Here is a 24,070-nt window from a genome sequence, read left to right on the forward strand (position 1 = left end):
GGCGGGATGTGGCGCAGCTTGGTAGCGCACTTCGTTCGGGACGAAGGGGCCGCAGGTTCGAATCCTGTCATCCCGATCGCTGAGCTCCGGGGGCGATGGCTGCCCGGAGCGATTCAGCTCAGTTCGGCCCCGGGGTAGCCGCGGGGGGTCACCATCACCCCGTCCTGTCGGCGGGAGGTGCTGTTGCCCACCAGGACAAGACTGAGCATGTCCACCTGATCCAGGGGCAGGTCTCCGAGGCTGTGCAGCTGCACGCTCTCCTCAGCCCGGCCCAGCTGGCGTGCCAGCACCACAGGGGTTTCGGTACTGCGCCCCTCCAGCAGAAGCTCGCGGGCCCGGCCCAGCTGCCAGTCGCGACCCAGCGAGCGGGGGTTGTAGAGCGCCACCACGAAATCCCCGCTGGCGGCGGCCCGCAGCCGTTTCTCGATCGTTGGCCAGGGGGTGAGCCGGTCGCTCAGGCTGATGGTGCAGAAATCGTGCATCAGTGGCGCCCCGGCCCTCGCTGCGGCCACCTGCAGGGCCGAGAGGCCGGGATGCACGGTGAACGCGGGCCTCTCGGCCGGCGCCCGCTCCAGCCAGAGCTCCAGGGCCAGCCCGGCCATGCCGTAGATGCCGCTGTCACCCGACGACACCAGGGCCACGCTCAACCCGGCGTCGGCCAGCTCCAGCGCCAGCCGGCAGCGGTCCCGCTCTTCGGTCAGTCTTCCGTCGCGGCGCAGCTGGTCAGGTCGCCGCAGGGGCTCCAGCAGATCCAGGTAAAGGCTGTAGCCCACCCAGACCGTGCTCTCGGCCAGGGCGAGGCGAGCGTCTGGGGTGAGCAGATCCAGTTGGCCCGGGCCGCTGCCCACCAGATGGAGCCGCCCGCGCTGCGGGGCCCACTGCCCTGTCGCCTGGGCCACCGCCAGGGTGGCGGCTCCGCGCTCCCCTGGCCGGGCCCGCTCGATGCGCTTCTTCAGCAGCAGCTCCGGCTGGGGGGATGACGCCAGCAGAGCGGCCGCTTCCGCCACGCTGGCGGTTCCCATTTCCCTGAGCACCGCCTGTGATGGGCTGGGCACCGGCACCGCCGCCAGGTCCTCGGCACTGAACAGCCGCAGTGGCCACTGATGGCTGCGGGCCAGCTCCAGCAGGGCCGGCTCATCGCCTTTGCGGTCGATGCTTGCCAGCCCGGCGACAGCTTCCGGTGCCAGCTGGGTGCCATCAAGGGCCTGCTCCAGCAGTCGCTCCAACAGGCTGAGGCTGGTGTCGCGCTCGCAGCCGAGGCCCAGCCAGAGGCTGGGGGGATGCCAGCGGCAGCCGGGACCCCGGCGTGGGCTGATCACCAGCTGCAGCGGAGGGCTCTCGGCGGGGGGCGGTTCCTTGGCCGGTTCTGCCTGGGGCTGCAGCAGGGTTGCGGCGGCCTGCAGGCCCTTCCAGTCGGGGCAGCCGCTCTCCTGCTGCACGGCGATCCGCTTGCCCCGGGCCGCGGCTTTCATCAGGGCAGTCCAGTCGCCCAGGCCTTTCCGCCAGCCCCAGGCCAGCCCGAAGCTGTCGAGGGCCAGGCTGCCGCCACCACTGCTGGCGCCAGTGAGCACCGCTTCGCCCCCCAGCAGGGCGGCCACCCGCTGGCTGAGCTGCTCGGCCCCAGCCCCATGCCCCCCCAGCAGGGGGATGGCGAAGCGCCCCTGGGGATCCACCACCACCACCGCCGGGTCGTGCTCCTTGCCCTGGAGCAGCGGGGCCACCAGCCGTGTCACCGCCCCGCAGGCCCCCACCACCACGAAGGCCGACGCGTCACCCCAGTGACGGCTGAGCAGCTCAGCGGCCCCGGCTCCAGGTTCCGCCCTGGCCTTGAGCAGCCCGCCCTGATCCAGGCGCTCGAGCACGGGGGCACCGGCCCTGCTCAGGGCCAGTCCCCAGCAGATGGAATCACTCATCCACCGAACCTGGCACGCAGCCGCTCCAGTGCCGATGCCTCCGCTTCAGGAACCACCACAGGCTCGGCCACCAGCTCCTCGGAGGGCTCTTCGGAGGGCTCACCCTGAGGGGTTGAACCCAGGGGTGTCTCGGCGGAGGCCGGCGGTTCTGTGGATTCGGGCGCAGCCAGCGGCTCTGGTGAATCAGGGGCATCCACAGGCGCCATCGACTCCACCGACTCCAGCGTGACTGGCTCTGGCTCCTGGGAGCTGTTGTCTTCTGCTGCCTCTGGCACCGTTGCTGCTTCCTCAAGCGGTAGCTGCGCGCTGACGGCTCCCAATGGCCTGGCGGCTTCGGCGCTCTCGGTGGCCATCCCCTCCCCCTGAAGGTCCGGCTCCGTTCTGGGTTCCGGCACCAGGGTGATCTCAGCGGCAGGCTCGCTCGGCCGCTCGCCCAGCAGACGCTCCAGATCCTCGGCGGAGATGGATGCCGTCTGCCAGGGACGGGGAGCTTCAGGACGCATCTCCAGGTTCTGAACCAGGCTGTTGAAGGGTGGATTCAGCGGTTCCCCCAGCCCGTCGAGCAGCTCCAGCTGCAGGGGGTTGCTGCCGGAGCGAAGACCGGAGAGCCAGAGCGGCTCCTGCCGGTCCACCTGGAAACTGTCGCCATTGAGAGTGACCCGCAGCCTCCAGTGCGAGCCTTCCCCGTCGAGGCGCTGCAGAGGCGCGTCAATCAGCAGCCAGTCGATCAGCACGGGTTCGTGATGGATCAGATCGCTGGGGGTGCTGCTCACCAGCTGGGGGGTCCCTCGCCGAGGCTGGCTGAGGGGGTTGGCGGCCAGGCCATGGAGGCGGATCTGCACGGCGGCGCCCGGATCCTTCACCGCTTCACCCCAGGGCCGGGCCGCATAGACGGTGAGGCGGTGACTGCCCGGGCTAAGTGGCGCCATCGTCAGGCTCAGCCGGCTGTCCTTAGTAAGGGGCGCCTTGGCGACGTCGGGACCGAGGCGCAGGGGCTCCTGGTCATCGAGCTGCACCACCAGGTGGGCGCCAAGACCCAGGGAGCCGGCATCGGCCAATGGCCAGTCTTCAAGGGCCAGCTCCAGCGACCAGGGGGCCAGAGGGAGCACGGTGTCGTCGGCTGGAGCCAGGATCCGCAGACGGGGCTGATGCTCCGCCAGGCGCAACCGCAAGGCCTGGCTGCCCTTGGGTGGGGACACTTCCCGCAGTCGTCCGGACGTGGCCGGACTGTTGTTCGTGACCAGCGGCTCCTGGGGCCTGGGCCGCAGGCTCCAGCCCCCGCTCAGCAGCACGACCAGGCAGAGCAGTACTGCCCCCAGGCCTCGAAGCCCCGCCGCCAGCATGCGCATCGCTCCTGATCGATGTCGGTCCTCGGCCCTGGTGCCGGGGACCATGGGGACAGTTTGCCCAGCGTGCCTCGGATCCGTAAAAAATGATGCCGAATGTATCCCCAAATCCGCCGGGAATTGGATAAAGAAAGCGCAGCATCGCGCCACCGATGAGTGATAGGGAGCTTGGGTCAGAGCCCTGTTCCAGACAGGGGTGGCGCCGGATTGAACCTTTGTTACTTACCCCCCAAGGGGCTTGAAACTCGCCCTTATACTTCCGCCAGCGGTCCCCTCATCGGGGCCCCAGCTCCAGTGCTGGCAGCGGCTTTCGGTCTTTTCCGAAGCCACTCCGCACTGGTGCCCATGGTTCCAAGGATCTCGATCCACGGAACCGTGAGGCCCACCGGCCTGGCCTTTCGGCCCGGTCCGGAGGGGTGGACCTCCACCTCGACTCCGTCCCTCGAGGAACGTCTCGATGACCATTAGCCCACCAGAGCGTGGGAAAACGGCGAAGGCCCAGGTCGACCAGGTGAACAACCCGGCCACCTTCGAGCTGTTCGGCAAGCCCGGGCATTTCGATCGCACCCTCGCCAAAGGTCCCAAAACCACCACCTGGGTTTGGAACCTCCACGCCAACGCTCACGACTTCGACAGCCACACGAGCGATCTCGAAGAGGTCTCCCGGAAGATCTTCAGCGCTCACTTCGGCCATCTGGCCGTCATCTTCATCTGGCTGAGCGGCGCCTTCTACCACGGTGCCCGCTTCTCCAACTACACCGGCTGGCTGGCCGACCCCCTGCACGTCAAACCAAGTGCCCAGGTGGTCTGGCCCATTTTCGGCCAGGAAATCCTCAACGCCGATGTGGGTGCCGGCTTCCACGGCATCCAGATCACCTCAGGCCTCTTCCATGTGTGGAGAGCCTGGGGCTTCACCAGTGAGTTCCAGCTGCTCTGCACCGCCATCGGTGCCCTGGTGATGGCTGGCCTGATGCTGAATGCCGGCGTCTTCCACTATCACAAGGCAGCTCCCAAGCTCGAGTGGTTCCAGAACGTTGAGTCCATGCTCAACCACCACCTGGCTGGCCTGCTGGGCCTGGGCTCCCTGTCCTGGACCGGGCACCTGCTGCACGTGTCCCTGCCCACCACCCAGTTGATGGATGCCATCGACGCCGGCAAGCCGCTGGTGCTCGACGGCAAGACCATCGCCTCGGTGGCGGACATTCCCCTGCCCCACGAATTCCTGAACCTGGATCTGCTGACCCAGCTCTACCCAGGATTCGGCGCGGGCCTCTCCGCCTTCTTCACCGGCAACTGGGCCGCCTACAGCGACTTCCTCACCTTCAAGGGTGGACTGAATCCTGTCACCGGCAGCCTCTGGATGACCGACATCGCCCACCACCATCTGGCGATCGCGGTGCTGTTCATCGTCGCCGGCCACCAATACCGCACCAACTGGGGTATTGGTCACAGCATCAAGGAGATCCTGGAAGGCCAGAAGGGTGATCCCCTGCTGTTCCCGGCTCCGAAGGGTCACGATGGCCTGTTCGAGTTCATGACCACCTCCTGGCATGCCCAGTTGGCCGTGAACCTGGCACTGCTCGGTTCGCTGAGCATCATCGTGGCGCATCACATGTATGCGATGCCGCCCTATCCCTACATCGGTATCGACTACCCAACGCAGGTGTCGATCTTCACCCACCACATGTGGATCGGAGGTTTCATCATCGTTGGCGCCGGTGCCCACGCGGCCATCGCGCTCATCCGCGATTACGACCCCGCCCAGCATGTGGACAATGTGCTGGATCGCGTGCTCAAAGCCCGTGATGCCCTGATCAGCCACCTCAACTGGGTGTGCATCTTCCTCGGCTTCCATAGCTTCGGCCTGTACATCCACAACGACACCATGCGTGCCCTGGGACGTCCCCAGGACATGTTCAGCGACACCACGATTCAGCTGAAGCCTGTCTTCGCTCAATGGATCCAGGGTCTGCATGCCGCCGCCGCCGGTTCCACCGCACCCAATGCGCTGGCCGGAGTGAGCGAAGTGTTCAACGGTGCCGTTGTCGCCGTCGGCGGCAAGGTGGCTGCCGGTCCGATCCCCCTGGGAACGGCCGACTTCATGGTCCACCACATCCACGCCTTCACGATCCACGTCACCGTGCTGATCCTGCTGAAGGGTGTCCTTTACAGCCGCAGTTCCAGGCTTGTTCCCGACAAGGCGAACCTGGGCTTCCGCTTCCCCTGCGACGGCCCCGGCCGTGGCGGTACCTGCCAGGTTTCGGCTTGGGACCACGTGTTCCTCGGCCTCTTCTGGATGTACAACTCCCTGTCCATCGTGATTTTCCACTTCAGCTGGAAGATGCAGAGCGATGTCTGGGGAACCGTGAATGCGGACGGCAGCGTCCAGCACATCACGAATGGGAACTTCGCTCAGAGCGCCATCACCATCAATGGCTGGCTGCGTGATTTCCTCTGGGCACAGGCCGCACAGGTCATAAACAGCTACGGCTCGTCCTCCAGTGCCTATGGCCTGATGTTCCTCGGCGCCCACTTCGTCTGGGCCTTCAGCCTGATGTTCCTCTTCAGTGGCCGCGGCTACTGGCAGGAGCTGATCGAGTCCATCGTCTGGGCTCACAACAAGCTGAGGGTGGCTCCGGCGATCCAGCCCCGTGCGCTGAGCATCGTCCAGGGTCGCGCCGTTGGCGTTGCCCACTATCTCCTGGGCGGTATCGCTACCACCTGGGCCTTCTTCCTCTCCCGACTCATAGCGGTCGGCTGACCTCACACCTGACCTTTCCCAATGGCAACGAAATTTCCTTCGTTCAGCCAGGGTCTGGCACAGGACCCGACAACCCGCCGTATTTGGTACGGCATCGCCACGGCTCACGACTTCGAGAGCCATGACGGAATGACGGAGGAGAAGCTTTACCAAAAGCTCTTCTCCACCCATTTCGGTCATCTGGCGATCATCGGCCTCTGGGTTTCGGGCAACCTGTTCCATATCGCCTGGCAGGGCAACTTCGAGCAGTGGGTCGCCGATCCACTGCACGTCCGTCCCATCGCTCACGCGATCTGGGATCCGCACTTTGGCCAGGGGGCCATCACCGCCTTCACCCAGGCGGGAGCCACCTCCCCCGTCAACATTGCGTATTCCGGTCTGTACCACTGGTGGTACACCATCGGCATGAAGACCAACGCCGAGCTGTATCAGGGTTCCATCTTCATGATGATCCTGTCAGCCTGGGCACTCTTCGCCGGTTGGCTCCACCTTCAGCCCAAGTTCCGGCCTTCCCTGGCCTGGTTCAAGAACGCTGAATCCCGCCTCAACCACCACCTTGCCGTTCTCTTCGGCTTCAGCTCCATCGCCTGGACCGGTCACCTGGTTCACGTGGCTATCCCTGAAGCCCGCGGTCAGCACGTTGGTTGGGACAACTTCCTGAATGTGCTGCCTCACCCCGCCGGTCTGGCTCCGTTCTTCACCGGCAACTGGGGCGTTTACGCCGAGAATCCCGACACTCTCAATCAGGTGTTCGGCACCTCGGAGGGTTCCGGTACTGCGATCCTCACCTTCCTGGGCGGTTTCCACCCCCAGACCGAGGCGCTCTGGCTGACCGACATCGCCCACCACCACCTGGCGATTGGCTGCATCTTCGTGATCGCCGGCCACATGTACCGCACCAACTTCGGGATCGGTCACTCGATCAAGGAGATTCTCGAGGCTCACAACCCCCCGAAGGGAACTCCTTTCGGAGGTGCACTCGGTGCAGGTCACAAGGGTCTCTACGACACGATCAACAACTCCCTGCACTTCCAACTGGGTCTGGCCCTGGCCAGCCTGGGGGTGATCACGAGTCTGGTGGCGCAACACATGTACGCCTTGCCGTCCTATGCGTTCATCGCCAAGGACTACACGACACAGGCTGCTCTGTACACCCACCACCAGTACATCGCCATCTTCCTGATGTGCGGTGCCTTCGCCCACGGTGCGATCTTCTTCATCCGTGACTACGACCCCGAAGCCAACAAGGACAACGTCCTGGCTCGGATGCTCGAGCACAAAGAGGCGATCATCAGCCACCTGAGCTGGGTCTCCCTGTTCCTTGGTTTCCACACCCTTGGTCTCTACGTCCACAACGATGTGGTCGTGGCCTTCGGTACCCCCGAGAAGCAGATTCTGGTGGAGCCCGTCTTCGCCCAGTTCGTGCAGGCCGCGAGCGGCAAAGCCATCTACGGCTTTGACGTGCTGCTCTCCAACCCGGCCAGTGCCGCCAGCCTGGCTTCGGCCAACATTCCTGGAGATCACTTCTGGTTGGATGCCATCAACGGCAGCACGGATGTGTTCCTGCAGATCGGCCCCGGGGACTTTCTGGTCCACCACGCCATCGCACTCGGACTGCACACCACCACCTTGATCCTGGTGAAGGGTGCCCTGGATGCCCGGGGTTCCAAGCTGATGCCCGACAAAAAGGACTTCGGCTACTCCTTCCCCTGCGACGGCCCCGGCCGTGGCGGCACCTGCGACATCTCAGCCTGGGACGCCTTCTACCTGTCGGTCTTCTGGGCTCTGAACACCGTGGGTTGGGTCACCTTCTACTGGCACTGGAAGCACCTCGCCATCTGGCAGGGCAACGTGGCTCAGTTCAACGAATCCAGCACCTATCTGATGGGCTGGTTCCGTGACTACCTCTGGCTGAACAGCTCCCAGCTGATCAACGGTTACAACCCGTTCGGCTCGAACAACCTGGCCGTCTGGGCCTGGATGTTCCTGTTCGGTCACCTGGTGTGGGCCACCGGTTTCATGTTCCTCATCTCCTGGCGCGGTTACTGGCAGGAGCTGATTGAAACCATCGTCTGGGCTCACCAGCGCACCCCGCTTGCCAACCTGGTTGGCTGGCGTGACAAGCCCGTGGCCCTGTCGATCGTGCAGGCCCGTGTGGTCGGTCTGGCTCACTTCACCGTGGGCTACATCCTCACCTACGGTGCTTTCCTGATCGCTTCCACCTCAGGCAAGTTTGGCTGATCCCTGCGATCAGCTACCCCGAGGGACGCACCTCCAACAATCAACCCCCGGAGATTCTCCGGGGGTTTTTTCATGACTCCTTGTTCCGGGGCCACCAGTGGCGTCCTTCCAGCAGTTTCATCTCCAGGTACACCACCGGCACCACGAACAACGTCAGGCCGGTGGACACCAGCAGCCCGAAGAACACCACCGTGCCGATGCTGATTCGGCTGGCGGCACCAGCGCCGGTGGCCAGCAACAGGGGCAGGAATCCGGCGAGGGAGGAGAGGGCCGTGAGCAGAATCGGGCGAAGGCGGCTGATGGCGGCCTCTTCCACCGCTTCGCGCAGGCCCTGGCCTTCCTTCAGGCGCTGGTTGGCGAATTCAACGATGAGGATGCCGTTCTTGGCGGCCAGGCTCACCAGAACGAGCATGCCCACCTGGGCGTAGATATCCAGGAAGAGCCCTCGGCCAGCCAGGCCGAGCAGGGCGCCGAGCAGGGCCAGGGGCACCGTGATCAGGATGATCAGTGGGTCGAGAAAGCTCTCATAGAGACCGGCCAGCACCAGGAACACCACCGCCATTCCCAGGGCGAACAGTTGCCAGGTGCGCCCTCCCGCCTGGCGCTCCTCCTTGGCCAGTCCCACCCACTCCAGGGCGATCACGGGATTGGCCAGCTCCTGTTTCACAGCCTCCAGCTTCTGGATCGCCTGACCCGTACTCAGTCCTGGTTTGGGCAGGGCCTGCACGGTGATCGAGCGGGCCAGCCGGCTGTGGTTGATCACTGTCGGGCCGCTGTCCTGTTGCAGCGACACCAGCTCACGCAGGGGAACCAGGTTTCCTGCTCGACTGCGTACCTCAAGGGCGAGCACGTCCTCGGCCGTGCGCCGGAACGCTCCATCCAGTTGCAGGATCACCCGCCTGACCCGCTCGCCTTCGAAGGTGTCGTTGACATAGCTGCTGCCGAAGCTGGCACCAATGGTGTTCACCACCGTGTCGAGGTCCACGTCCAGCGACGCCATGCGCAGTCGGTCGGGCTCCAGGCGCAGTTGCGGGGAATCGGCACTGAAGCGTGTGCCCACCCGCTCGAAGTCGCCCGTGGCGTTGGCGGCGGCGATGAATTCGCGGGTGGCTTGCTCGAATTCGCTCAGGCTGAGTCGCCCGCCGCTGAGATCCAGCAGCTCCAGCTCCAGTCCCCCCTCACTGCTGAAGCCCCTCACCACCGGTGGAACGCTCACCAGCACTGTGGCGTCGCTGATGGTGCTGCGCAGCCGTTTCGAGAGCCGCTCGGCCACCGCTTCGCTGCTGTCCTCGGCCCGGGAGCCGCGCTCGCGCAGCGGCTGCAAGCGCAGAAAGAAGATTCCCCGGTTCGGGGCACTGTCGCCGAAGGAGCGGCCGGAGTAGAAGTTGCCCACCCGTACCAGGGGCTCGCTGGTCACCAGCTCCCGCACCTGCTCCATCACCGCTTCGGTGCGCTGGATCGAAGCCCCGCCAGGCAGCACCACCACTCCGCGGATCTGACTGTCGTCTTCCTGGGGAATGAAGGCAGTGGGCAGTTGGCCCAGGCCCCAGCCCGCCAGGATCAGGCCGCCCAGCAACCCCAGCAGGATGCGCCGCCGCCAGCGAAAACTGCGATCCAGGGCCTGGCCATACTGATCCCCGAGCCGATGGATCCAGCGCTGGGGCCGATCCAGCAGCCTCCGCAGCCAGTGCGGTTCCTTCCAGCCGTGCTGCAGCAGCCAGCTGGAGGTCACCGGCGTGAAGGTGAGGGCATTGATGGTGGAGAACAGGATCGTGGCGCTGATCGTGATCGCGATTGGCTGGTAAAGCCGGCCCACGCTGCCGGGCATTGCCAGAACCGGCAGGAACACCACCACCAGCACCAGGGAGGTGGCGATCACGGCACTGCCCAGCTCCTGCATGGCGTTATGGGCAGCCCGCCAGGGTGGTTCCCCCAGCTCGAGCCGGCGGCCGATGTCTTCGCTGACCACGATGGCGTCATCCACCACCAGGCCCGTGGCCAGCACCATGCCGAACAGGCTGAGGGTGTTGATCGAGCTGTCTGTCAGGCGCAGGATCGTGAAGCTGCCCACCAGGGCCACGGGCACGGCCACCGCAGTGATGGCTGCCAGGCGGCTGTTGCCAAGCGCCAGCAACAGCACCAGCAGCACCAGCAGCACGGCATCGCGCAGGCTGCCCCAGGTGAGCTGGATGCTCTCGCGCACACTGTCGGCCACATCGACGATGCGCTGCAGCTCCACACCCAGCGGGAAGTCGGGCTCCAGCCGGCTCAGCGCAGCGTTAACGGCATTGCTCACCTCCAGAGCGTTGCTGCCGTCACGCTGGAAGATCAGCACAGCCAGGGTGGGTTGTCCGGCCAGGTTCATGGCGGTGCTCTCGAAACTCTCCTCATCGAGCTCGACCCGCCCCACGTCCTTGAGCTGCACCACTCCGCCATTACTGGCCCGGCTCACCACCAGGCTCTCCAGTTCGCCAGAGGTGCGCAGCCGCCCCTCCATCTCCAGGGGCAGGGTGATCTCCTGACCGGCTGGGCTGGGGGCGTCGCCCACCTGGCCCAGGGCGGCGAGGACGTTCTGTTCCTCCAGCGCGTCCTCGATGTCAGTGATGGTAAGGCTGCGTTGCTCCAGGGCCACCGGATCCAGCCAGACGCGGAACGCCAGTTCACTGCCGCCGGCGACGGCCACGTTGCCGACTCCGGGCACCCGCTGCAGCTCATCTCTGAGGCGCTGGTCGAGCCAGCCGCTGAGGAAGGCGTCGCTGTACATCCCCTTCGGGGTGCTGAAGCTGATCACCATCAGCAGGTCGTCGGAGCTGCGGCGCACCTGCACGCCAAGGCGGGCCACCTCGGGTGGCAGCCGGCGGTTCACCAGAACGGCTTCGTTCTGGGCATTGATCTGGTTGAGCTCGGGATTGCCCCCCTCAAAGGTGAGGGTGATCGAGCTGCCGTTGGCGGAACTGGTGGAGCGGATGCTCTCCAGCCGATCCAGCCCGTTCAGCTGCCGCTCCAGTGGAGTGGTGACCCCCTGCTCTACTGCCAGGGCTCCGCCCCCTGGATAGGTGGCGCGCACGTTCACCCGCACCGGCGCGATCGGGGGCAGGTTTTCCACCTGCAGGCCCGGCAGGCTGAGCAGGCCTGCCATCACGATCAGCAGGCTCACCACCAGGGTGAGCACCGGCCGGCGCAGGAAAGGATCGGAGACCGACATCGAGACGTCTGCTCGGGACACGCCCGAGGAGTCTGCCGGCTTTGCCAATGGAGCTGGGCCCCCCTGGAGCGATCACCAGGGGCTGCGGCCATGAAAAAGCCCCGCTGAAGCGGGGCCAGTGCCAACCCAGAGAGTGTGCTTGCCAGGTTGTGAGATCAGACCGTTCTGGGCTGCGACTCAGCCACCGCTCCAGCCGCCACCGACAAGGTCGACCAGAGGGGAAACCAGAGCCGTGCTGGCCAGGAACCAGGCGAAGGCGGCGCCACCGCAGCCACCAAGCCAGAAACCGCTGGCGAATTCTGCCCAGCCGGCCTTGGTGAACAGATCAGCGGGCGGGTTGTCGATCGTTGCGTCGGGGGGCTGCACGTTGGGGCCAGTGCCGGCGGTGCCGTAGATCGACAGGCAGATCGTGAGAATTGTCACTAGGCCGATCGTGGCCAGCAGGCCTGCGGTGGTGGCGTATTCCGTGTGCCGCAGGGGGCCGGTGAGGGCGAAGGGCCCGTAGAGGAAAAACCCGTGGGCCATTCCCACTTCAAGTCCTCGGCGGTTGGGGGACAGCGCCGGTCGGTAGGCGGGCAGAGCGTTCAGGAACGCCTTGGTGAAGTAGCTGCTGTTAATGGGGGTGGCGAGATTGCCGACGGTGGGGTCGGCCACGGGATGCACGGTCATGGGCGGGCTCGTGGTGGGAACGAAAGGCAGAAGAACGGGCGAGGCGCTCAGTCGGTCGCTTCGATCACGTTGAACAGCAGGGCCATGGCCACGGCAGGGCCGAGGATCCCCACCACGGGGACTAACAACGATGGCAGCCAGGCGGCGGCGAATTCTCCAGTCATGGCGAGGGCCAATACAGCAACCGCCGGTACTGTAAAGATCACTGCAGGGCAGGCCTTGTCGGCCTGCTGTTGCGACATAAAAGTTCAATCCCATGCAGCAGGCCATTCCCGCCGCCGCGGCCCTCCTGCTGGTGTTCTGGCTGCTGCGGCGCCGTAAAAATCCCCTGTCATCCGGCGATGACGGCAGTGCCGTCGCCGCCGTTAACCGGGCCCAGCTCGAGCGGCTCGTTCAACCAGCCGCCCCAGCCGCCCCAGCCGTCCCCTCGGCAGTTCCGGCCCTGGCGGCCCCCGCCTTCGCCTGGCGGCCCGGCCCTGAGTCCGGCGCGCGCCTGGATCCACGCCGGCGGCGGCAGGTCCGCGCCGAACTTCGCACCGCTGCAACGGGCAGCGCTGGCGAGCGTCTGGCGGCCGTGGCCGCCTGCCTGGCCTGGGGCGATCGGGCCAGTCTGCCCTTGCTGAAGAGGGCTCGCTTCGATCCCGACCCACGCGTGGCGGCCCTGGCCGCCGAAGGGATCTCGGCGTTCCGGGGGCGGACGGCGGCGGCAGCCGCTCAGCCCGCCAGGCTGCCCCGCAACGTGGCCCGCACCCGGTAGATCGGGCGGCCCTGGCTTTCGTGATACGTACGCATCTGCAGCTCCGCCAGCAGCCCGAAGCAGAACAGCTGGATGCCGGCCACGATCGCCAGCACCGCCACCATCAGCAGGGGACGGGTCCCCACATCGGCGTTGAGGAAGATCTTCTCGCTGAGCAGCACCAGCCCCAGCACCAGGCCGATCGCCAGGCAGGCCAGCCCACCGAAGCCGAACACATGCATCGGCCGGGTGAGGAAGCGCTTCATGAACCAGACCGTGAGCAGATCCATCAGCACCCGGAAGGTGCGATCGATGCCGTACTTGCTCTCGCCGAAGCGGCGGGCGTGGTGATTCACCTTCACCTCGGTGATGCGAGCCCCCTCGATGAAGGCCAGCGCAGGCAGGAAACGGTGCAACTCGCCGTAGAGGTTCATGTCCGCCACCACTTCCCGGCGGTAGGCCTTGAGGGAGCAGCCGTAGTCGTGCAGGCGCACCCCCGTGACCCGGGCGATCAGGCGGTTGGCGATCTTGGAGGGGAGCAGGCGCTTCAGCGCCGCATCCTGGCGCTGGTGACGCCAGCCGCTCACCAGGTCGTAGCCCTGCTCAAGCCTGTCCAGCAGCAGGGGGATGTCGGCTGGATCGTTCTGCAGGTCGCCATCGAGGGTGACGATCACGGCCCCGTGGCTGGCATCGAAGCCGGCGGCCATCGCCGCGGTCTGGCCGTAGTTGCGCCGCAGCAGCACCGCCACCAGTTCAGGGGTCGCTGCGGCGAGTTCCTCCAGCCGGGCCGCGGTCCCGTCGCTGGAGCCGTCATCGACCAGGACCAGCTCGAAGCGGCGGCCCAGGGGCCTGAGGCTGGCGAGCACCTGCTCCACCAGTGGGCCGAGGCTTTCCTCCTCGTTGAACAGGGGGATCACGACCGAGAGCTCGGGGCCGTGCGACGCGGTCATGACGGCGGGGCTGCATCGGAGTGCAACCTACGGGAGCCCAGGCTCAGGGCAGGGTGGTGCCGTCATGGCAGCGCAGCACCCGCCCGGCTCCGCGCAGTTCGCGGCGGTAGTGGCACGACACGGGATGGTCGCACTCGGGGCTGAGCTGGTCGATGCCGAGGCCATCGCGGCCATGTTCCTTGCCGGAGCTGTGCAGGTAGTGCCCGCCGCCCAGGTAAAGCCCCACATGGCTGCAGCGCTGGGGGCGGCCGAAGAAGATCAGATCCCCCGGCCGCAGCAGGGCGAAAACTCCTGGCCGGACGGCTACGGGCTGACAGAAGCGTTCCTGCTGGTAGGCGTCTCGGGGGATCCAGATCCCGGCGCTGGCGAAGGCGCTCTGCACGAAGCCCGAGCAGTCGAAATCGGGGCCGAGGGTGCCGCCCCAGAGGTAATGGTTGGGCTGTTGCCGGGCCCGCTCGGAGAAGGCCAGCACGTCGGGCAGGCGGGCGTTGATGTGGCTTGGCCCCAGGAGGCGGGGCCGGCTGGGCGGGGCGGGGATGGCCCGCTCCAGCAGGTCGCTGATCTCGAGCCAGCAGGGGTAGCCATCCTCCAGCAGGCGGGCCCGCAGCCGGGTTCCCTCAACCTGGCCGAGCAGCTGCAGCGTGCGGCCGCAGCGGGCCTGGGTGGCCAGCCCCGGGCCAGTGGAGCGGACGTGGCCATCGATGTCGGCGATCAGCCGCCAGCAGCGGCCCGCCTTCAGCCCATCGGCGTTCACCCCGGTTCCTACGCTCTCCATGGCAGCCGACGGTAGCGATGGCGTTCTACAGCCCCGATGCGGCGATGGGAGCGATCCTCGAGGGCCACCTCCAGGCCCTGGAGCTCCAGGGCCGCCCCGGTCTCGCGTCCCAGGTCTCGATCACCTGGCTGCGCTATTCGAGCAGCCTCATCGGCGCGGCTGAGGCCAGCGAGTCGTCGAGGCCCTGGCTGGAGCCAGTGGTGGGGGCCGCCTGGGCCGGCTCCAAGGCCCGCTATCCGGCCAGCGTGGTCAAGCTCTTCTATCTGGCGGCCACCGAAGCCTGGCTCCAGCGCCAGTTGCTCGAAGACGGCGCCGAGCTGCGCCGGGCCATGGCGGACATGATCCGCGACTCCAGCAATGACGCCACCGCCGTTCTGGTGGATTGGCTCACGGGCACCACCAGCGGCCCCGATCTGCCGGAGCGGGCGCTGCGGGCCTGGATCGAGGGCCGTCAACTGGTGAACCAGTGGTACGCAGCCCTGGGCTGGAGAGAGTTCGATGGCTGCAACGTCTGCCAGAAAACCTGGGGGGATGGTCCCTACGGACGGGAGCGGCAGTTCTACGGACCGGCCCTGGAGAACCGCAACCGGCTCAGCACCGACGCCACCGCCCGGCTGCTGCACATGATCATGGCTGGGAGCCTGGTGTCTCCCCCCGCCTGCGCCCGGATGCGGGAGCTCCTGAGCCGCTCCCTCGATCCCGGGCTGAGGGCGGCTGATCCGGAGAACCAGGTGGATGGTTTCATCGGAGGCGGCCTGCCCGCCGCTGCCCGGCTGTGGAGCAAGGCCGGCTGGATGAGCCAGGCCCGCCATGACGCGGCCTATGTGGAGATCGAGGGCCGCGCTCCCTTCCTGCTGGTGATCTTCAGCGAAGGGTCGGAGCGAGCCGTCGATGACCAGCTCCTGCCTCAGCTGAGCCGACTGCTCAGCGAGGCCTGTGCACCGAGCTGAACACCAGTGGCCTGAAGGCCTGCCCAGGCCTAACTCTGGGGGCCAGTCTGCTGGCTGAAGGTTCTTGGAACGGAGAGGGAGGGATTCGAACCCTCGACAGAAGTTGCCTCCTGTAACTCCTTAGCAGGGAGCCGCTTTCAACCACTCAGCCACCTCTCCAGGGGCGTGACGAGCTTATCAGCGATCGCGCGCGACCTCGCCAAGGCGGAGGCGGGGCAGGCGGTGCTTGAAGCCGCAGAGAATTTCCCAGGGGATGGTGCCACTGGCCTGGGCCCAGTCCTGGGGGGTGATGCGCTCGCCGCCGTCGTCGCCCAGCAGGGTGACCACCGAGCCCACCTCCAGCTGGGGAGCTTCGGTGGCATCGATCAGCAGCTGATCCATGGTGATCGCCCCCACCTGGGCCAGCCGGCGCCCAGCGAAGAGCACCTCCAGTTGGTTGCTGAGCAGCCTGGGCACCCCATCGGCGTAGCCGATCGTGACCACCGCCAGCCGACTCGGACGCCGGGTGGTGTAGCGGTGGCCATAGCTCACCCCCACTCCGGCCGGCACCTCGCGGATCAGGCACACTCTTGCGCGCACGCTCATGGCGGGCTGCAGCGGCACTGTGTGGCTCAGGTGCTCCGCGGGCGCCTGGCCGTAGAGCGCCAGGCCCACACGCACCAGGTCGTAGTGGAGCCGGCGGCAGCGCAGGGTGCCGGCGGAATTGGCCAGATGACGAACTCCGGTGGCCAGTCCCAGCTCACCGGCGCCGCGCAGCACGCTCTCGAAGCGCTGCTGCTGGAGAGCGGTCAGGCCGCCCCCTCCCGGGTCGGGAGCGTCGGCATCGGCCAGGTGGGAGTAGACCCCAGCCAGCAGCACCGCATCCAGCCCGAGGAGGGCCTGCAGCAGCCTCACCCCATCGCCCCAGTCGACCCCGAGCCGGGCCATGCCGGTGTCGAGCTTGAGGTGCAGCGCCATGGAGCGGCCGCTGCCACTGGCCAGGTTCTGGCAGAGCAGGGCCTCGCGCATGCCGCTGATGGTGGGCATGAGGTCCCACTCCAGGCAGCTGCGCAGTTCCTCGGGGTGAATCAGATTCCCCATCACCAGCACCGGTGCCTCCAGACCCGCCTGGCGCAATTCGATGCCTTCCTGCAGGGTGGCCACCCCCAGAGACGTGGCTCCGCCAGCCATGGCCGCGCGAGCAACCGGGGCGGCGCCATGGCCGTAGCCATCGGCTTTGACCACAGCCATCAGCGACGAGTCCGGAGCCAGCCACCGGCCCAGGGCCCTGGCGTTGTGCTCGATCGCTGTCTCATCCACCTCCACCCAGGCCCTCTGCCGCGGATGAAGCCCGGGCGCCACGAACCGCTGGGGATCCTCAACTGGCAGTGGTTGGCTGGGCTGGAGCATCGTTGCTATCTCAGACGGGCATTCCAGCAGAGTCAATCTGGTGTGAACCGTCAGTCCAATCTCGTGCCTGTTGGCTCAAACCCGTTAGCATGGCGGCCATCTGGGGATCTGGCACCCCTTCCGTGGACCATGCGCCGTGAGCCAGGTTCTGGTCCTGAATGCGTCCTATGAGCCTCTGAACATCACCAGCTGGCGTCGGGCCACGGTGATGCTGCTCAAGGGCAAAGCCGAAGGTCTTGAGCACGACCCGAAGCATCCCATTCGTGGCGAGATGTTGCTGCCGTCGGTGATCCGTCTGCGCCAGTTCGTGCGGGTGCCCTTCAAGCAGTTGCCGCTGACCCGCCGCTACGTCTTCCAGCGTGACGGCCACAGCTGCCAGTACTGCGGCTACCAGGGTGAGCAACTCTCGATCGACCATGTGATCCCCCGCAGCCGCGGAGGGACGGACACCTGGGAGAACGTCACCACCGCCTGCCTGCGCTGCAATGTGCGCAAGGGCAGCCGCACGCCCCGGGAAGCGGCCATGCCCCTGGCCCGGGTGCCGCGGCGGCCGGTGAGCACCCTCTATTTCGAGGCCACCCGCCACATCCGCTCCGGTCGCCAGGAATGGGCCAAGTACGTGATCGGGGCCTGAGAGGCTCACTTGAGTCGCCTGTGTCAGCAGCGGGCCTCAGTCCACGCCTGCGCCTTCGGCTACCAGCTGCTCCAGACGGGTCTTCTGCTCCGCTGCCACGCACGCCCCGATCACCTCGGCGAGCTGGCCCTGCAGCACCGGCTCAAGGGCGAAGTTGCGCCCCAGCCGGTGGTCGGTGACCCGGTTGTCCTTGGCGTTGTAGGTGCGGATCTTTTCGCTGCGCTCGCCGCTGCCCACCTGGGCACGGCGGGCAGAGCTCTCGGCGGCGGCGGCCTCTGCCAGTTCCCGCTCCAGCAGTTTGGCCCGCAGGATCTCCAAAGCCCGCTCTCGGTTCTGGAGCTGCGAGCGCTCCTGGGTGCAGAACACCCGGATGCCCGTCGGTTTGTGCAGCAGATCCACGGCCGTCTCCACCTTGTTGACGTTCTGCCCGCCGGCGCCGCCTGAGCGGGCCGTGCTGATGTCGAGATCAGCGGGATCGAGCTGGACCTCCACCGGATCGGCCTCGGGCATCACGGCCACTGTCGCGGTGGAGGTGTGAACCCGTCCCTGGGACTCGGTGGCTGGCACCCGCTGGACCCGGTGCACCCCGGCCTCGTACTTGAGCTGGCTGTAGACGCCATCGCCGCGGATCGCCAGGATCAGCTCCTTGAAGCCGCCCAGGTCGGATTCCGAGGCACTGAGGGGCTGCACACTCCAGCCCACGGTCTGAGCGAAGCGCTCGTACATCCGGGCCAGATCGCCTGCCCACAGAGCCGCTTCATCTCCTCCGGTACCAGCGCGGATCTCGAGCATCACGCTGCGCTCATCGCGGGGGTCACTGGGGAGCAGGGCGAGGGTGAGCTGCTGTTCCAGTCCATCGAGCTGGGCTCCCAGCTCCCTGAGTTCCTCCTGGATCAGGGCCTCCATCTCGGGATCCCCCTTGCTCTGGCGGGCCAGTTGCTGAGCCTCCTTCAGTTGCCGCTGCAGGCTCTGCCAGTGGCCGAGGCCCGTGGCCAGAGGCTCGAGCCGGGCCCGTTCCTTGGAGAGACGGCGCAACTCAGAAGGGTCGGCCGCCACGGCGGGATCGGCCAGCTGACGTTCGAGCGCTTGGAAGGTGCGATCGGCGGCCTCAAGGCGCTCACGCAGCAGGGATGGATCCATGGGGGCGGGTGAGCAGACAGCACAAAGCCGGACACCCGTGGGCGTCCGGCCTCCAAAGCAGACCTGAACGGATCAGGCCTGGGTCTCGGCCTCGGGCTTGGCCTCTTCTCCCCCGGCTTTGGTGGTGGCGTTGTCAGCACTGCCCATGCCGTACTTGCGCATGAAGCGGTCCACGCGGCCCTCGGTGTCGAGGATCTTCTGAGTACCGGTGTAGAAGGGGTGGTTGCCACTCCACACGTCCACGTGCAGCTCGGGCTGGGTGGAGCCGGTGGTCATGACCACCTCTCCGTTGCAGATCACCTTGGCATCGGGATACCAGGTGGGATGGATGTCGGCCTTGGGCATGGCTGGAATGGGCTGAATACGGAAGGGAGGGATCAGCGCTTGGAGAACTGGGGCGCTTTACGGGCTTTCTTCAGGCCGTACTTGCGCCGTTCCTTGGCCCGGGGATCACGGCTGAGGTGGCCTTCGGTCTTGAGCGGCTTGCGGTTGTCCGGCGAGAGCTCACAGAGGGCACGGGCAGCACCCTGCTTGATGGCATCGGCCTGACCGGTGAGACCACCGCCTTTGACGTTGACCAAGAGGTCGTACTCGGCGGAAAGGCCCAGGGTGTCCAGGGGTGCCTTCACCGCGCTGAGGTAGCTGGGGTTGTAATTGAGATAGTTGTCGCCTGGTCGGCCGTTGATGGTGATCGAACCGGTGCCGGGGACGACACGCACACGGGCGACGGCCGTTTTGCGGCGGCCCGTTCCCCAGTAGACGACGCGGTTGGAAGCGGTGCTCATTGTGCGGTGGCGGAAGGATCGAGAGCCAGAACCTGGGGCTGCTGGGCGGCGTGGGGATGCTCGGCACCCTTGTACACCTTCAGTTTGCGGAACAACTGACGGCCGAGGGCGTTGTGGGGAAGCATGCCCTTGATGGCCTTCTCGACGATCCGCTCGGGCAGGCGAGCCTGCAGTGCCTCGAAGGTTTCGGTCTTCATGCCGCCGGGACGGCCGGAATGACGTCGGTAGATCTTCTGGCTGGCCTTGTTGCCGCTGATGCGGATCTTGTCGGCGTTGATGATGACCACGAAGTCACCGGTGTCCAGGTGGGGAGTGAAGGTGGGCTTGTTCTTGCCACGCAGCACACTGGCCACCTCGCTGGCCAGACGGCCAAGGGTCTGATTCTCAGCGTCCACCAGAAACCACTGGCGGTCGAGGGAATCGAGAGAGGGAACGGAGGTCTTGTTCATCGCACCGGCGGGCCGGATCGGAGTAAGGCACCATCCGAACGGATGGGGCTGGACATGGGGCGGAAGGGCCGCATCGATGGGTGACCCCAACGGCACGACGCGCAATTCCTGAGCCTAACCTTTGGCCCATTGGCCCGTCTCCGGGACTCCGCTGGATGGATGATCCAGTGGCGAACACGCCTTGAGGCTGGTGGACAGCGCGGGCGGGCTCAGGGAAGGAAGCTCTGGCGGATCCTGGCATTCCAGCCAGAGCCGCGGTTGGCCATCATACCAGGCGGATAGCGGAAAAGGTGGCGAGGGATAGCCCACCCTCAGAAGGCAAAGCCCATGGGCAGGGGCCGCCTCCTTCACCTCCGAGCGGGCCCGCTGCCGCCAGCGCCGCTCGAAGCCGGCCAGGCTCAGCTGGCCCTCTCCCACCGCCACCAGCTGGCCCATGATCAGGCGCACCATCCCGTAGAGAAAGCCGCTCGCCTGGATCTCGACCACCACCAGGTCGCCGTGGCGCTCAAGGCTCACGGCCTGCACCTTGGTGCGGGCGTGGGGGCGGCGGCTACCGGCCCGCTGGAAGGCGCTGAAATCGTGGAAGCCCAGTAACCCGCGCAGAGCAGTGGCCATGGCGCGTTCATTGAGGCGCTGCCGGTAGCGGTGCCAGCTCCAGGGGGAGAGAAACAGGTTGGGTCTGCGGCCGTTGTAGAGCGTGTAGCGGTAGCGGCGGTAGCAGGCGGAGAAGCAGGCGTGCCAGGTGCTGGGCACGGCGGCGGCGGCCCTGACCCGGATCGAGGCCGGCAGGCGGCCGTTGAGGGCCGCTGCCCAGCGCTCGGAGGGAATCGGTCCGCTGGCTTCGAAATGCACCACCTGTCCTGCCGCGTGGACCCCGCTGTCGGTTCGTCCGGCGGCCATGGCCCGTATAGGGCGGTGCGGATCGAGTGTGGCCAGGGCCCGCTCCAGGGTCTCCTGCACGCTGGGCTGATGGGGCTGGCGTTGCCAGCCACAAAATGAAGAACCCTCGTACTGCAGGCAGAGGGCGATCCGCTGGATCGGACTCTGGTCTGTGCACGAGGGCAAGGTGGCGTCGACGTGGGGCGTCAGACCAGCTCGATGATGGCCATTTCGGCATTGTCACCCCGGCGGGGGACGGTGCGGATGATCCGGGTGTAACCCCCATTCCGCTCGCCGTAGCGCTCCTGGGCCTTGTCGAACAGGGAGTGCACCAGCTGCTTGTCGAAGATGTAGCCAATGGCTCGACGGCGGGCTGCCAGGCTGCCGTCCTTGGCGAGGGTGATCATGCGCTCGGCCTCATTACGCAGGGCCTTGGCGCGGGTCTTGGTGGTGGTGACGCGGCCTTCGCGGATCAACTGAGTGGTGAGTCCACGCAGGAGGGCCTTGCGTTGGTCGGCGGGTCGTCCGAGCAGAGGGACGCGGCACTGGTGTCGCATGATTCCGGGGAGATGGAAGAAGGTGAGGGAAAGTGAAACGTTGCCGCTCAGGCGGTGGTGCGGCTCTGGGGCAGGGAGATGCCGATGCGCTCCAGCGCTTCAATCACCTCATCAGCTGACTTCGAGCCGAAGTTCTTGATCTCGAGGAGATCTTCGTAACTGAAGCCCATCAGGTCGGAGACCGAATTGACCTGGGCCCTCTTCAGGCAGTTGTAGGCCCGAACAGAGAGGTTGAGCTCCTCCAGGGGAATCTGGCTTTCAGCTGAGGGCTCAGGCTCCAGGCCTGGCTCCTCCACCATGGTCAGACTGGCCAGGGGCTGGAACAGCTGGATCAGCTGATTGGCGGCCTGGGCCATGGCGTCGTCGGGTGTGATCGAGCCACTGGTGACGATCTCCAGGCGCAGGCGTTCGCGGGCCGACCCACCTTCGCCGACGGCCGTTTCATCGACTGTGTAGTTCACCCGGCGCACGGGCATGAACACCGCATCGATCTGGAGCAGATCGATCGCGCTGGTGTCTTCGTGATGACGGTCCACCGGCCGGTAGCCGACTCCCTTCTCCACATGAACTTCCAGTTCCAGCGAGTGACCTTCAGCCACGGTGGCGATCGGGCGATCGAAATCAATCACCTGAACCTGGGATGAGAACTGAAGGTCGGCGGCGGTGACGCTGGCGGGACCGTTCACGATCAGCCGGCCGATCTCAAGATCGCGGTTGCGGCTGTTGACGACGACTTCCTTGCAGTTCAGCAGGATGTCGAGGACGTCTTCGCGCACGCCCGGGATGGTGGCGTATTCATGGTTGACGCCGGCGATGCGCACGGCGGTGATGGCACTGCCCTCCATGCCGCCCATCAGCACCCGGCGCAGGGCGTTGCCGAGGGTGATGGCCTGACCGCGGTCCAGGGGCCCGATCACGAACACACCGGTCTGGGAGCGGTCGTCGGCGATGTGATGCTCGACCCGATCGATCTGATACTGATGCACGGCCTGATGGTGGTGAAGAGGAACGCCGAGGAGCGGCTGGGAACGGATGCTCAGACCCGGCGGCGCTTGGAGCGGCGGCAGCCGTTGTGGGGCAGGGGGGTGACATCCCGGATGAGGGTGATCTCAAGGCCGGCCACCTGCAGGGCCCGGATAGCGGTTTCACGCCCGGAGCCCGGACCGCGCACCAGCACCTCGATCTGACGCATCCCCTGCTCAAGGGCCCTGCGGCCTGCGGCTTCAGCGGCGGTCTGGGCGGCGAAGGGGGTGCCCTTACGAGCTCCTTTGAAGCCGCTGGCGCCGGCCGACGACCAGGAGATCACCTCACCGGCCGTGTCGGTGATCGACACGATGGTGTTGTTGAAGGTGCTCTGGATGTGTGCCACACCGTTGGGCACGTTGCGCTTGGTTTTCTTCGCGCCGGTTTTCTTGGCTGGCTTCGCCATGGACGGGGGGCTGGTGGGGTGAAAAGGTGGTGGGACTGAGCGGCGGGGCCGGGCTCAGGCAGGCGGATTACTTCTTCTTGCCGGCCACGGTCTTGCGGGCGCCGCGGCGTGTACGGGCATTGGTACGGGTGCGTTGACCGCGCACGGGGAGACCCATGCGGTGGCGGCGCCCCCTGAGGCAGCCGATGTCCTGCAGGCGCTTGAGGGCCATGCCCTCCTGACGGCGCAGGTCACCCTCGAGGGTGAAGGTTTCGACAGCTGCCCGCAATTTCTGGACATCGCCGTCGTCGAGGTCCTTGACGCGGATGTCGGGGTTGACGCCAGCCTTGGTCAGGATCTTCTGGGCCCGGCTGAGCCCGATCCCGTAGACGTACGTGAGAGAAATCTCGACCCTCTTGTCACGAGGGATATCGACACCGGCAATCCGAGCCACGAAAAAACGATTCAGTTGGGCAGAGGGAGCCCGGCCAGTGTGGGCAGGGCGGTGCGCCCCGAAGGGCACTGGGGGAGGAAGGACGCGGGGCCGGTCAGCCCTGGCGTTGTTTGTGCTTGGGGTTGGTGCAGATCACCATGACCCGGCCGTGGCGACGAATCACGCGGCACTTGTCGCACATCTTCTTGACTGAGGCACGCACCTTCATGGGCGGTGGCTCTCCTTTTTGCAAACAGCTAACGTATCACAAGGGTTGACTCACAACCGCACTCACCCTGCTCGCGACCGCCTCCACGGCCCCTTCCGCCTCCACCTCCCGGATCAAGCCCAGCTGGCGGTAGAAGGCGATCAGGGGTGCTGTCTGCTCGCGGTAGACCTCCAGACGGTTGCGGATCACCGCTTCGTTGTCGTCGTCGCGCCCGCGGCTGAGCAGCCTCTGCAACAGGATGCCGTCGTCGAGCTGCAGGAGCACCACATGCTCGATCGGCTGCTTCAGCTCGTCGAGCAACTCCCTGAGGGCTCCGGCCTGGGCCAGGTTGCGGGGGAAGCCATCCAGCAACCAGCCGCCGTCATGGCTGAGCAGGCGGGCCTTCACGATCGCCAGGACCAGCGCATCGCTCACCAGTTCGCCCCGGGCCATCACGGCCTGGGCTTCCGTCCCCAGCTCCGTGCCCGCCTGCACTTCGGCCCGCAACAGTTCGCCGGTGGAGAGGTGGAGCAGACCGCGTTCAGCGGCCAGCAACTGGGCCTGGGTCCCTTTGCCGGCTCCTGGGGGGCCGAGGAAAAGAAGGCGGTCGGACATGGTCGGATGGGATGACTGAGATGGGCG

Annotated in this window: 24 protein-coding genes and 2 tRNA genes; 6 read left to right on the top strand and 20 right to left on the bottom strand. The window is 66.4% G+C overall.

What is annotated here, in order from left to right:
• Positions 1–2: 2 nt before the first annotated feature.
• A tRNA-Pro gene (locus WH5701_RS14775) sits at positions 3–76 on the top strand.
• Positions 77–113: 37 nt separating this feature from the next.
• Here WH5701_RS14775 and cobJ read toward each other — a convergent pair.
• Together cobJ and WH5701_RS14785 are read right to left on the bottom strand one after the other, a co-directional pair.
• Entirely contained in the window at positions 114–1,913 is a 1,800-nt protein-coding gene (gene cobJ, locus WH5701_RS14780) for a precorrin-3B C(17)-methyltransferase (protein ID WP_006173314.1), read from the bottom strand.
• The gene (locus WH5701_RS14785; RefSeq protein ID WP_156776777.1) at positions 1,910–3,307 is read right to left on the bottom strand and encodes a hypothetical protein; all 1,398 of its coding nucleotides are present in this window, start codon (positions 3,305–3,307) and stop codon (positions 1,910–1,912) included. The genes cobJ and WH5701_RS14785 overlap by 4 nt, the downstream gene beginning before the upstream one ends.
• Positions 3,308–3,716: 409 nt before the next feature.
• Between WH5701_RS14785 and psaA the strand changes: the two genes are divergently transcribed.
• Both psaA and psaB read left to right on the top strand, forming a co-directional pair.
• Positions 3,717–6,020, top strand: coding sequence for a photosystem I core protein PsaA (gene psaA / locus WH5701_RS14790; protein WP_006173316.1), 2,304 nt, complete (start codon positions 3,717–3,719; stop codon positions 6,018–6,020).
• 21 nt (positions 6,021–6,041) lie between these two features.
• Positions 6,042–8,261: a photosystem I core protein PsaB gene (gene psaB, locus WH5701_RS14795; RefSeq protein ID WP_006173317.1), complete on the top strand. Its 2,220-nt coding sequence runs from the start codon at positions 6,042–6,044 to the stop codon at positions 8,259–8,261.
• A gap of 70 nt (positions 8,262–8,331) precedes the next feature.
• On the opposite strand, the gene WH5701_RS14800 is transcribed toward psaB, so the two are convergent.
• The 3 genes from WH5701_RS14800 to WH5701_RS14810 form a co-directional block, all read right to left on the bottom strand.
• Positions 8,332–11,466: an efflux RND transporter permease subunit gene (locus WH5701_RS14800; protein ID WP_006173318.1), complete on the bottom strand. Its 3,135-nt coding sequence runs from the start codon at positions 11,464–11,466 to the stop codon at positions 8,332–8,334.
• Positions 11,467–11,643: 177 nt separating this feature from the next.
• Positions 11,644–12,135 carry a photosystem I reaction center subunit XI gene (locus WH5701_RS14805; protein WP_006173319.1) on the bottom strand — a complete coding sequence of 164 codons (492 nt, stop codon included), beginning with the start codon at positions 12,133–12,135 and terminating at the stop codon, positions 11,644–11,646.
• 47 nt (positions 12,136–12,182) lie between these two features.
• A complete protein-coding gene (locus WH5701_RS14810; RefSeq protein ID WP_037981685.1) occupies positions 12,183–12,299 on the bottom strand; it encodes a photosystem I reaction center subunit VIII in 117 nt (38 codons plus the stop codon).
• Positions 12,300–12,391: 92 nt separating this feature from the next.
• On the opposite strand from WH5701_RS14810, the gene WH5701_RS14815 reads away from it, so the two are divergent.
• On the top strand, positions 12,392–12,892 hold the full coding sequence (locus tag WH5701_RS14815; RefSeq protein WP_006173321.1) for a hypothetical protein: 501 nt from the start codon (positions 12,392–12,394) through the stop codon (positions 12,890–12,892).
• Here the strand turns inward: WH5701_RS14815 and WH5701_RS14820 are convergent.
• Together WH5701_RS14820 and WH5701_RS14825 are read right to left on the bottom strand one after the other, a co-directional pair.
• Complete coding sequence (locus tag WH5701_RS14820) at positions 12,850–13,821, bottom strand: glycosyltransferase family 2 protein (RefSeq protein ID WP_006173322.1); 972 nt, start codon at positions 13,819–13,821, stop codon at positions 12,850–12,852. The two genes, WH5701_RS14815 and WH5701_RS14820, sit on opposite strands and share 43 nt — an antisense overlap.
• A gap of 43 nt (positions 13,822–13,864) precedes the next feature.
• Complete coding sequence (locus WH5701_RS14825) at positions 13,865–14,596, bottom strand: C40 family peptidase (protein WP_006173323.1); 732 nt, start codon at positions 14,594–14,596, stop codon at positions 13,865–13,867.
• Between the two features lie 17 nt (positions 14,597–14,613).
• On the opposite strand from WH5701_RS14825, the gene WH5701_RS14830 reads away from it, so the two are divergent.
• Positions 14,614–15,546 (top strand): serine hydrolase, encoded by a 933-nt coding sequence (locus WH5701_RS14830; protein WP_006173324.1) that lies wholly within the window; start codon positions 14,614–14,616, stop codon positions 15,544–15,546.
• 70 nt (positions 15,547–15,616) lie between these two features.
• Here WH5701_RS14830 and WH5701_RS14835 read toward each other — a convergent pair.
• A tRNA-Ser gene (locus WH5701_RS14835) sits at positions 15,617–15,705 on the bottom strand.
• Between the two features lie 18 nt (positions 15,706–15,723).
• Positions 15,724–16,935, bottom strand: coding sequence for an alanine racemase (gene alr / locus WH5701_RS14840; protein ID WP_006173325.1), 1,212 nt, complete (start codon positions 16,933–16,935; stop codon positions 15,724–15,726).
• 136 nt (positions 16,936–17,071) lie between these two features.
• On the opposite strand from alr, the gene WH5701_RS14845 reads away from it, so the two are divergent.
• The gene (locus WH5701_RS14845; RefSeq protein WP_006173326.1) at positions 17,072–17,569 is read left to right on the top strand and encodes an HNH endonuclease; all 498 of its coding nucleotides are present in this window, start codon (positions 17,072–17,074) and stop codon (positions 17,567–17,569) included.
• A 36-nt stretch (positions 17,570–17,605) separates the two neighbouring features.
• Here the strand turns inward: WH5701_RS14845 and prfA are convergent, their stop codons facing one another.
• The 11 genes from prfA to WH5701_RS14895 form a co-directional block, all read right to left on the bottom strand.
• On the bottom strand, positions 17,606–18,709 hold the full coding sequence (gene prfA, locus WH5701_RS14850; RefSeq protein WP_006173327.1) for a peptide chain release factor 1: 1,104 nt from the start codon (positions 18,707–18,709) through the stop codon (positions 17,606–17,608).
• A gap of 72 nt (positions 18,710–18,781) precedes the next feature.
• Positions 18,782–19,054 carry a 50S ribosomal protein L31 gene (gene rpmE / locus WH5701_RS14855; protein WP_006173328.1) on the bottom strand — a complete coding sequence of 91 codons (273 nt, stop codon included), beginning with the start codon at positions 19,052–19,054 and terminating at the stop codon, positions 18,782–18,784.
• Between the two features lie 32 nt (positions 19,055–19,086).
• Positions 19,087–19,494, bottom strand: a complete 408-nt coding sequence (rpsI, locus tag WH5701_RS14860; RefSeq protein WP_006173329.1) for a 30S ribosomal protein S9 — start codon at positions 19,492–19,494, stop codon at positions 19,087–19,089.
• The gene (rplM, locus tag WH5701_RS14865; protein WP_006173330.1) at positions 19,491–19,943 is read right to left on the bottom strand and encodes a 50S ribosomal protein L13; all 453 of its coding nucleotides are present in this window, start codon (positions 19,941–19,943) and stop codon (positions 19,491–19,493) included. Before rplM ends, rpsI begins: the two co-directional genes overlap by 4 nt.
• Before the next feature lie 114 nt (positions 19,944–20,057).
• The gene (gene truA / locus WH5701_RS14870; RefSeq protein WP_369791645.1) at positions 20,058–21,032 is read right to left on the bottom strand and encodes a tRNA pseudouridine(38-40) synthase TruA; all 975 of its coding nucleotides are present in this window, start codon (positions 21,030–21,032) and stop codon (positions 20,058–20,060) included.
• Complete coding sequence (gene rplQ, locus WH5701_RS14875; protein ID WP_006173332.1) at positions 21,029–21,379, bottom strand: 50S ribosomal protein L17; 351 nt, start codon at positions 21,377–21,379, stop codon at positions 21,029–21,031. The genes truA and rplQ overlap by 4 nt, the downstream gene beginning before the upstream one ends.
• Before the next feature lie 47 nt (positions 21,380–21,426).
• Positions 21,427–22,365 (bottom strand): DNA-directed RNA polymerase subunit alpha, encoded by a 939-nt coding sequence (locus WH5701_RS14880; protein WP_006173333.1) that lies wholly within the window; start codon positions 22,363–22,365, stop codon positions 21,427–21,429.
• Between the two features lie 50 nt (positions 22,366–22,415).
• Positions 22,416–22,808: a 30S ribosomal protein S11 gene (gene rpsK / locus WH5701_RS14885; protein ID WP_006173334.1), complete on the bottom strand. Its 393-nt coding sequence runs from the start codon at positions 22,806–22,808 to the stop codon at positions 22,416–22,418.
• Between the two features lie 67 nt (positions 22,809–22,875).
• Positions 22,876–23,241 carry a 30S ribosomal protein S13 gene (rpsM, locus tag WH5701_RS14890; protein ID WP_006173335.1) on the bottom strand — a complete coding sequence of 122 codons (366 nt, stop codon included), beginning with the start codon at positions 23,239–23,241 and terminating at the stop codon, positions 22,876–22,878.
• 94 nt (positions 23,242–23,335) lie between these two features.
• Positions 23,336–23,449 carry a 50S ribosomal protein L36 gene (rpmJ, locus tag WH5701_RS17015; protein WP_006173336.1) on the bottom strand — a complete coding sequence of 38 codons (114 nt, stop codon included), beginning with the start codon at positions 23,447–23,449 and terminating at the stop codon, positions 23,336–23,338.
• A gap of 36 nt (positions 23,450–23,485) precedes the next feature.
• The gene (locus WH5701_RS14895; protein ID WP_006173337.1) at positions 23,486–24,043 is read right to left on the bottom strand and encodes an adenylate kinase; all 558 of its coding nucleotides are present in this window, start codon (positions 24,041–24,043) and stop codon (positions 23,486–23,488) included.
• Positions 24,044–24,070: the final 27 nt, after the last annotated feature.

Origin of the sequence: Synechococcus sp. WH 5701, assembly GCF_000153045.1 — a bacterium.
Taxonomy (GTDB): domain Bacteria; phylum Cyanobacteriota; class Cyanobacteriia; order PCC-6307; family Cyanobiaceae; genus Regnicoccus_A; species Regnicoccus_A antarcticus.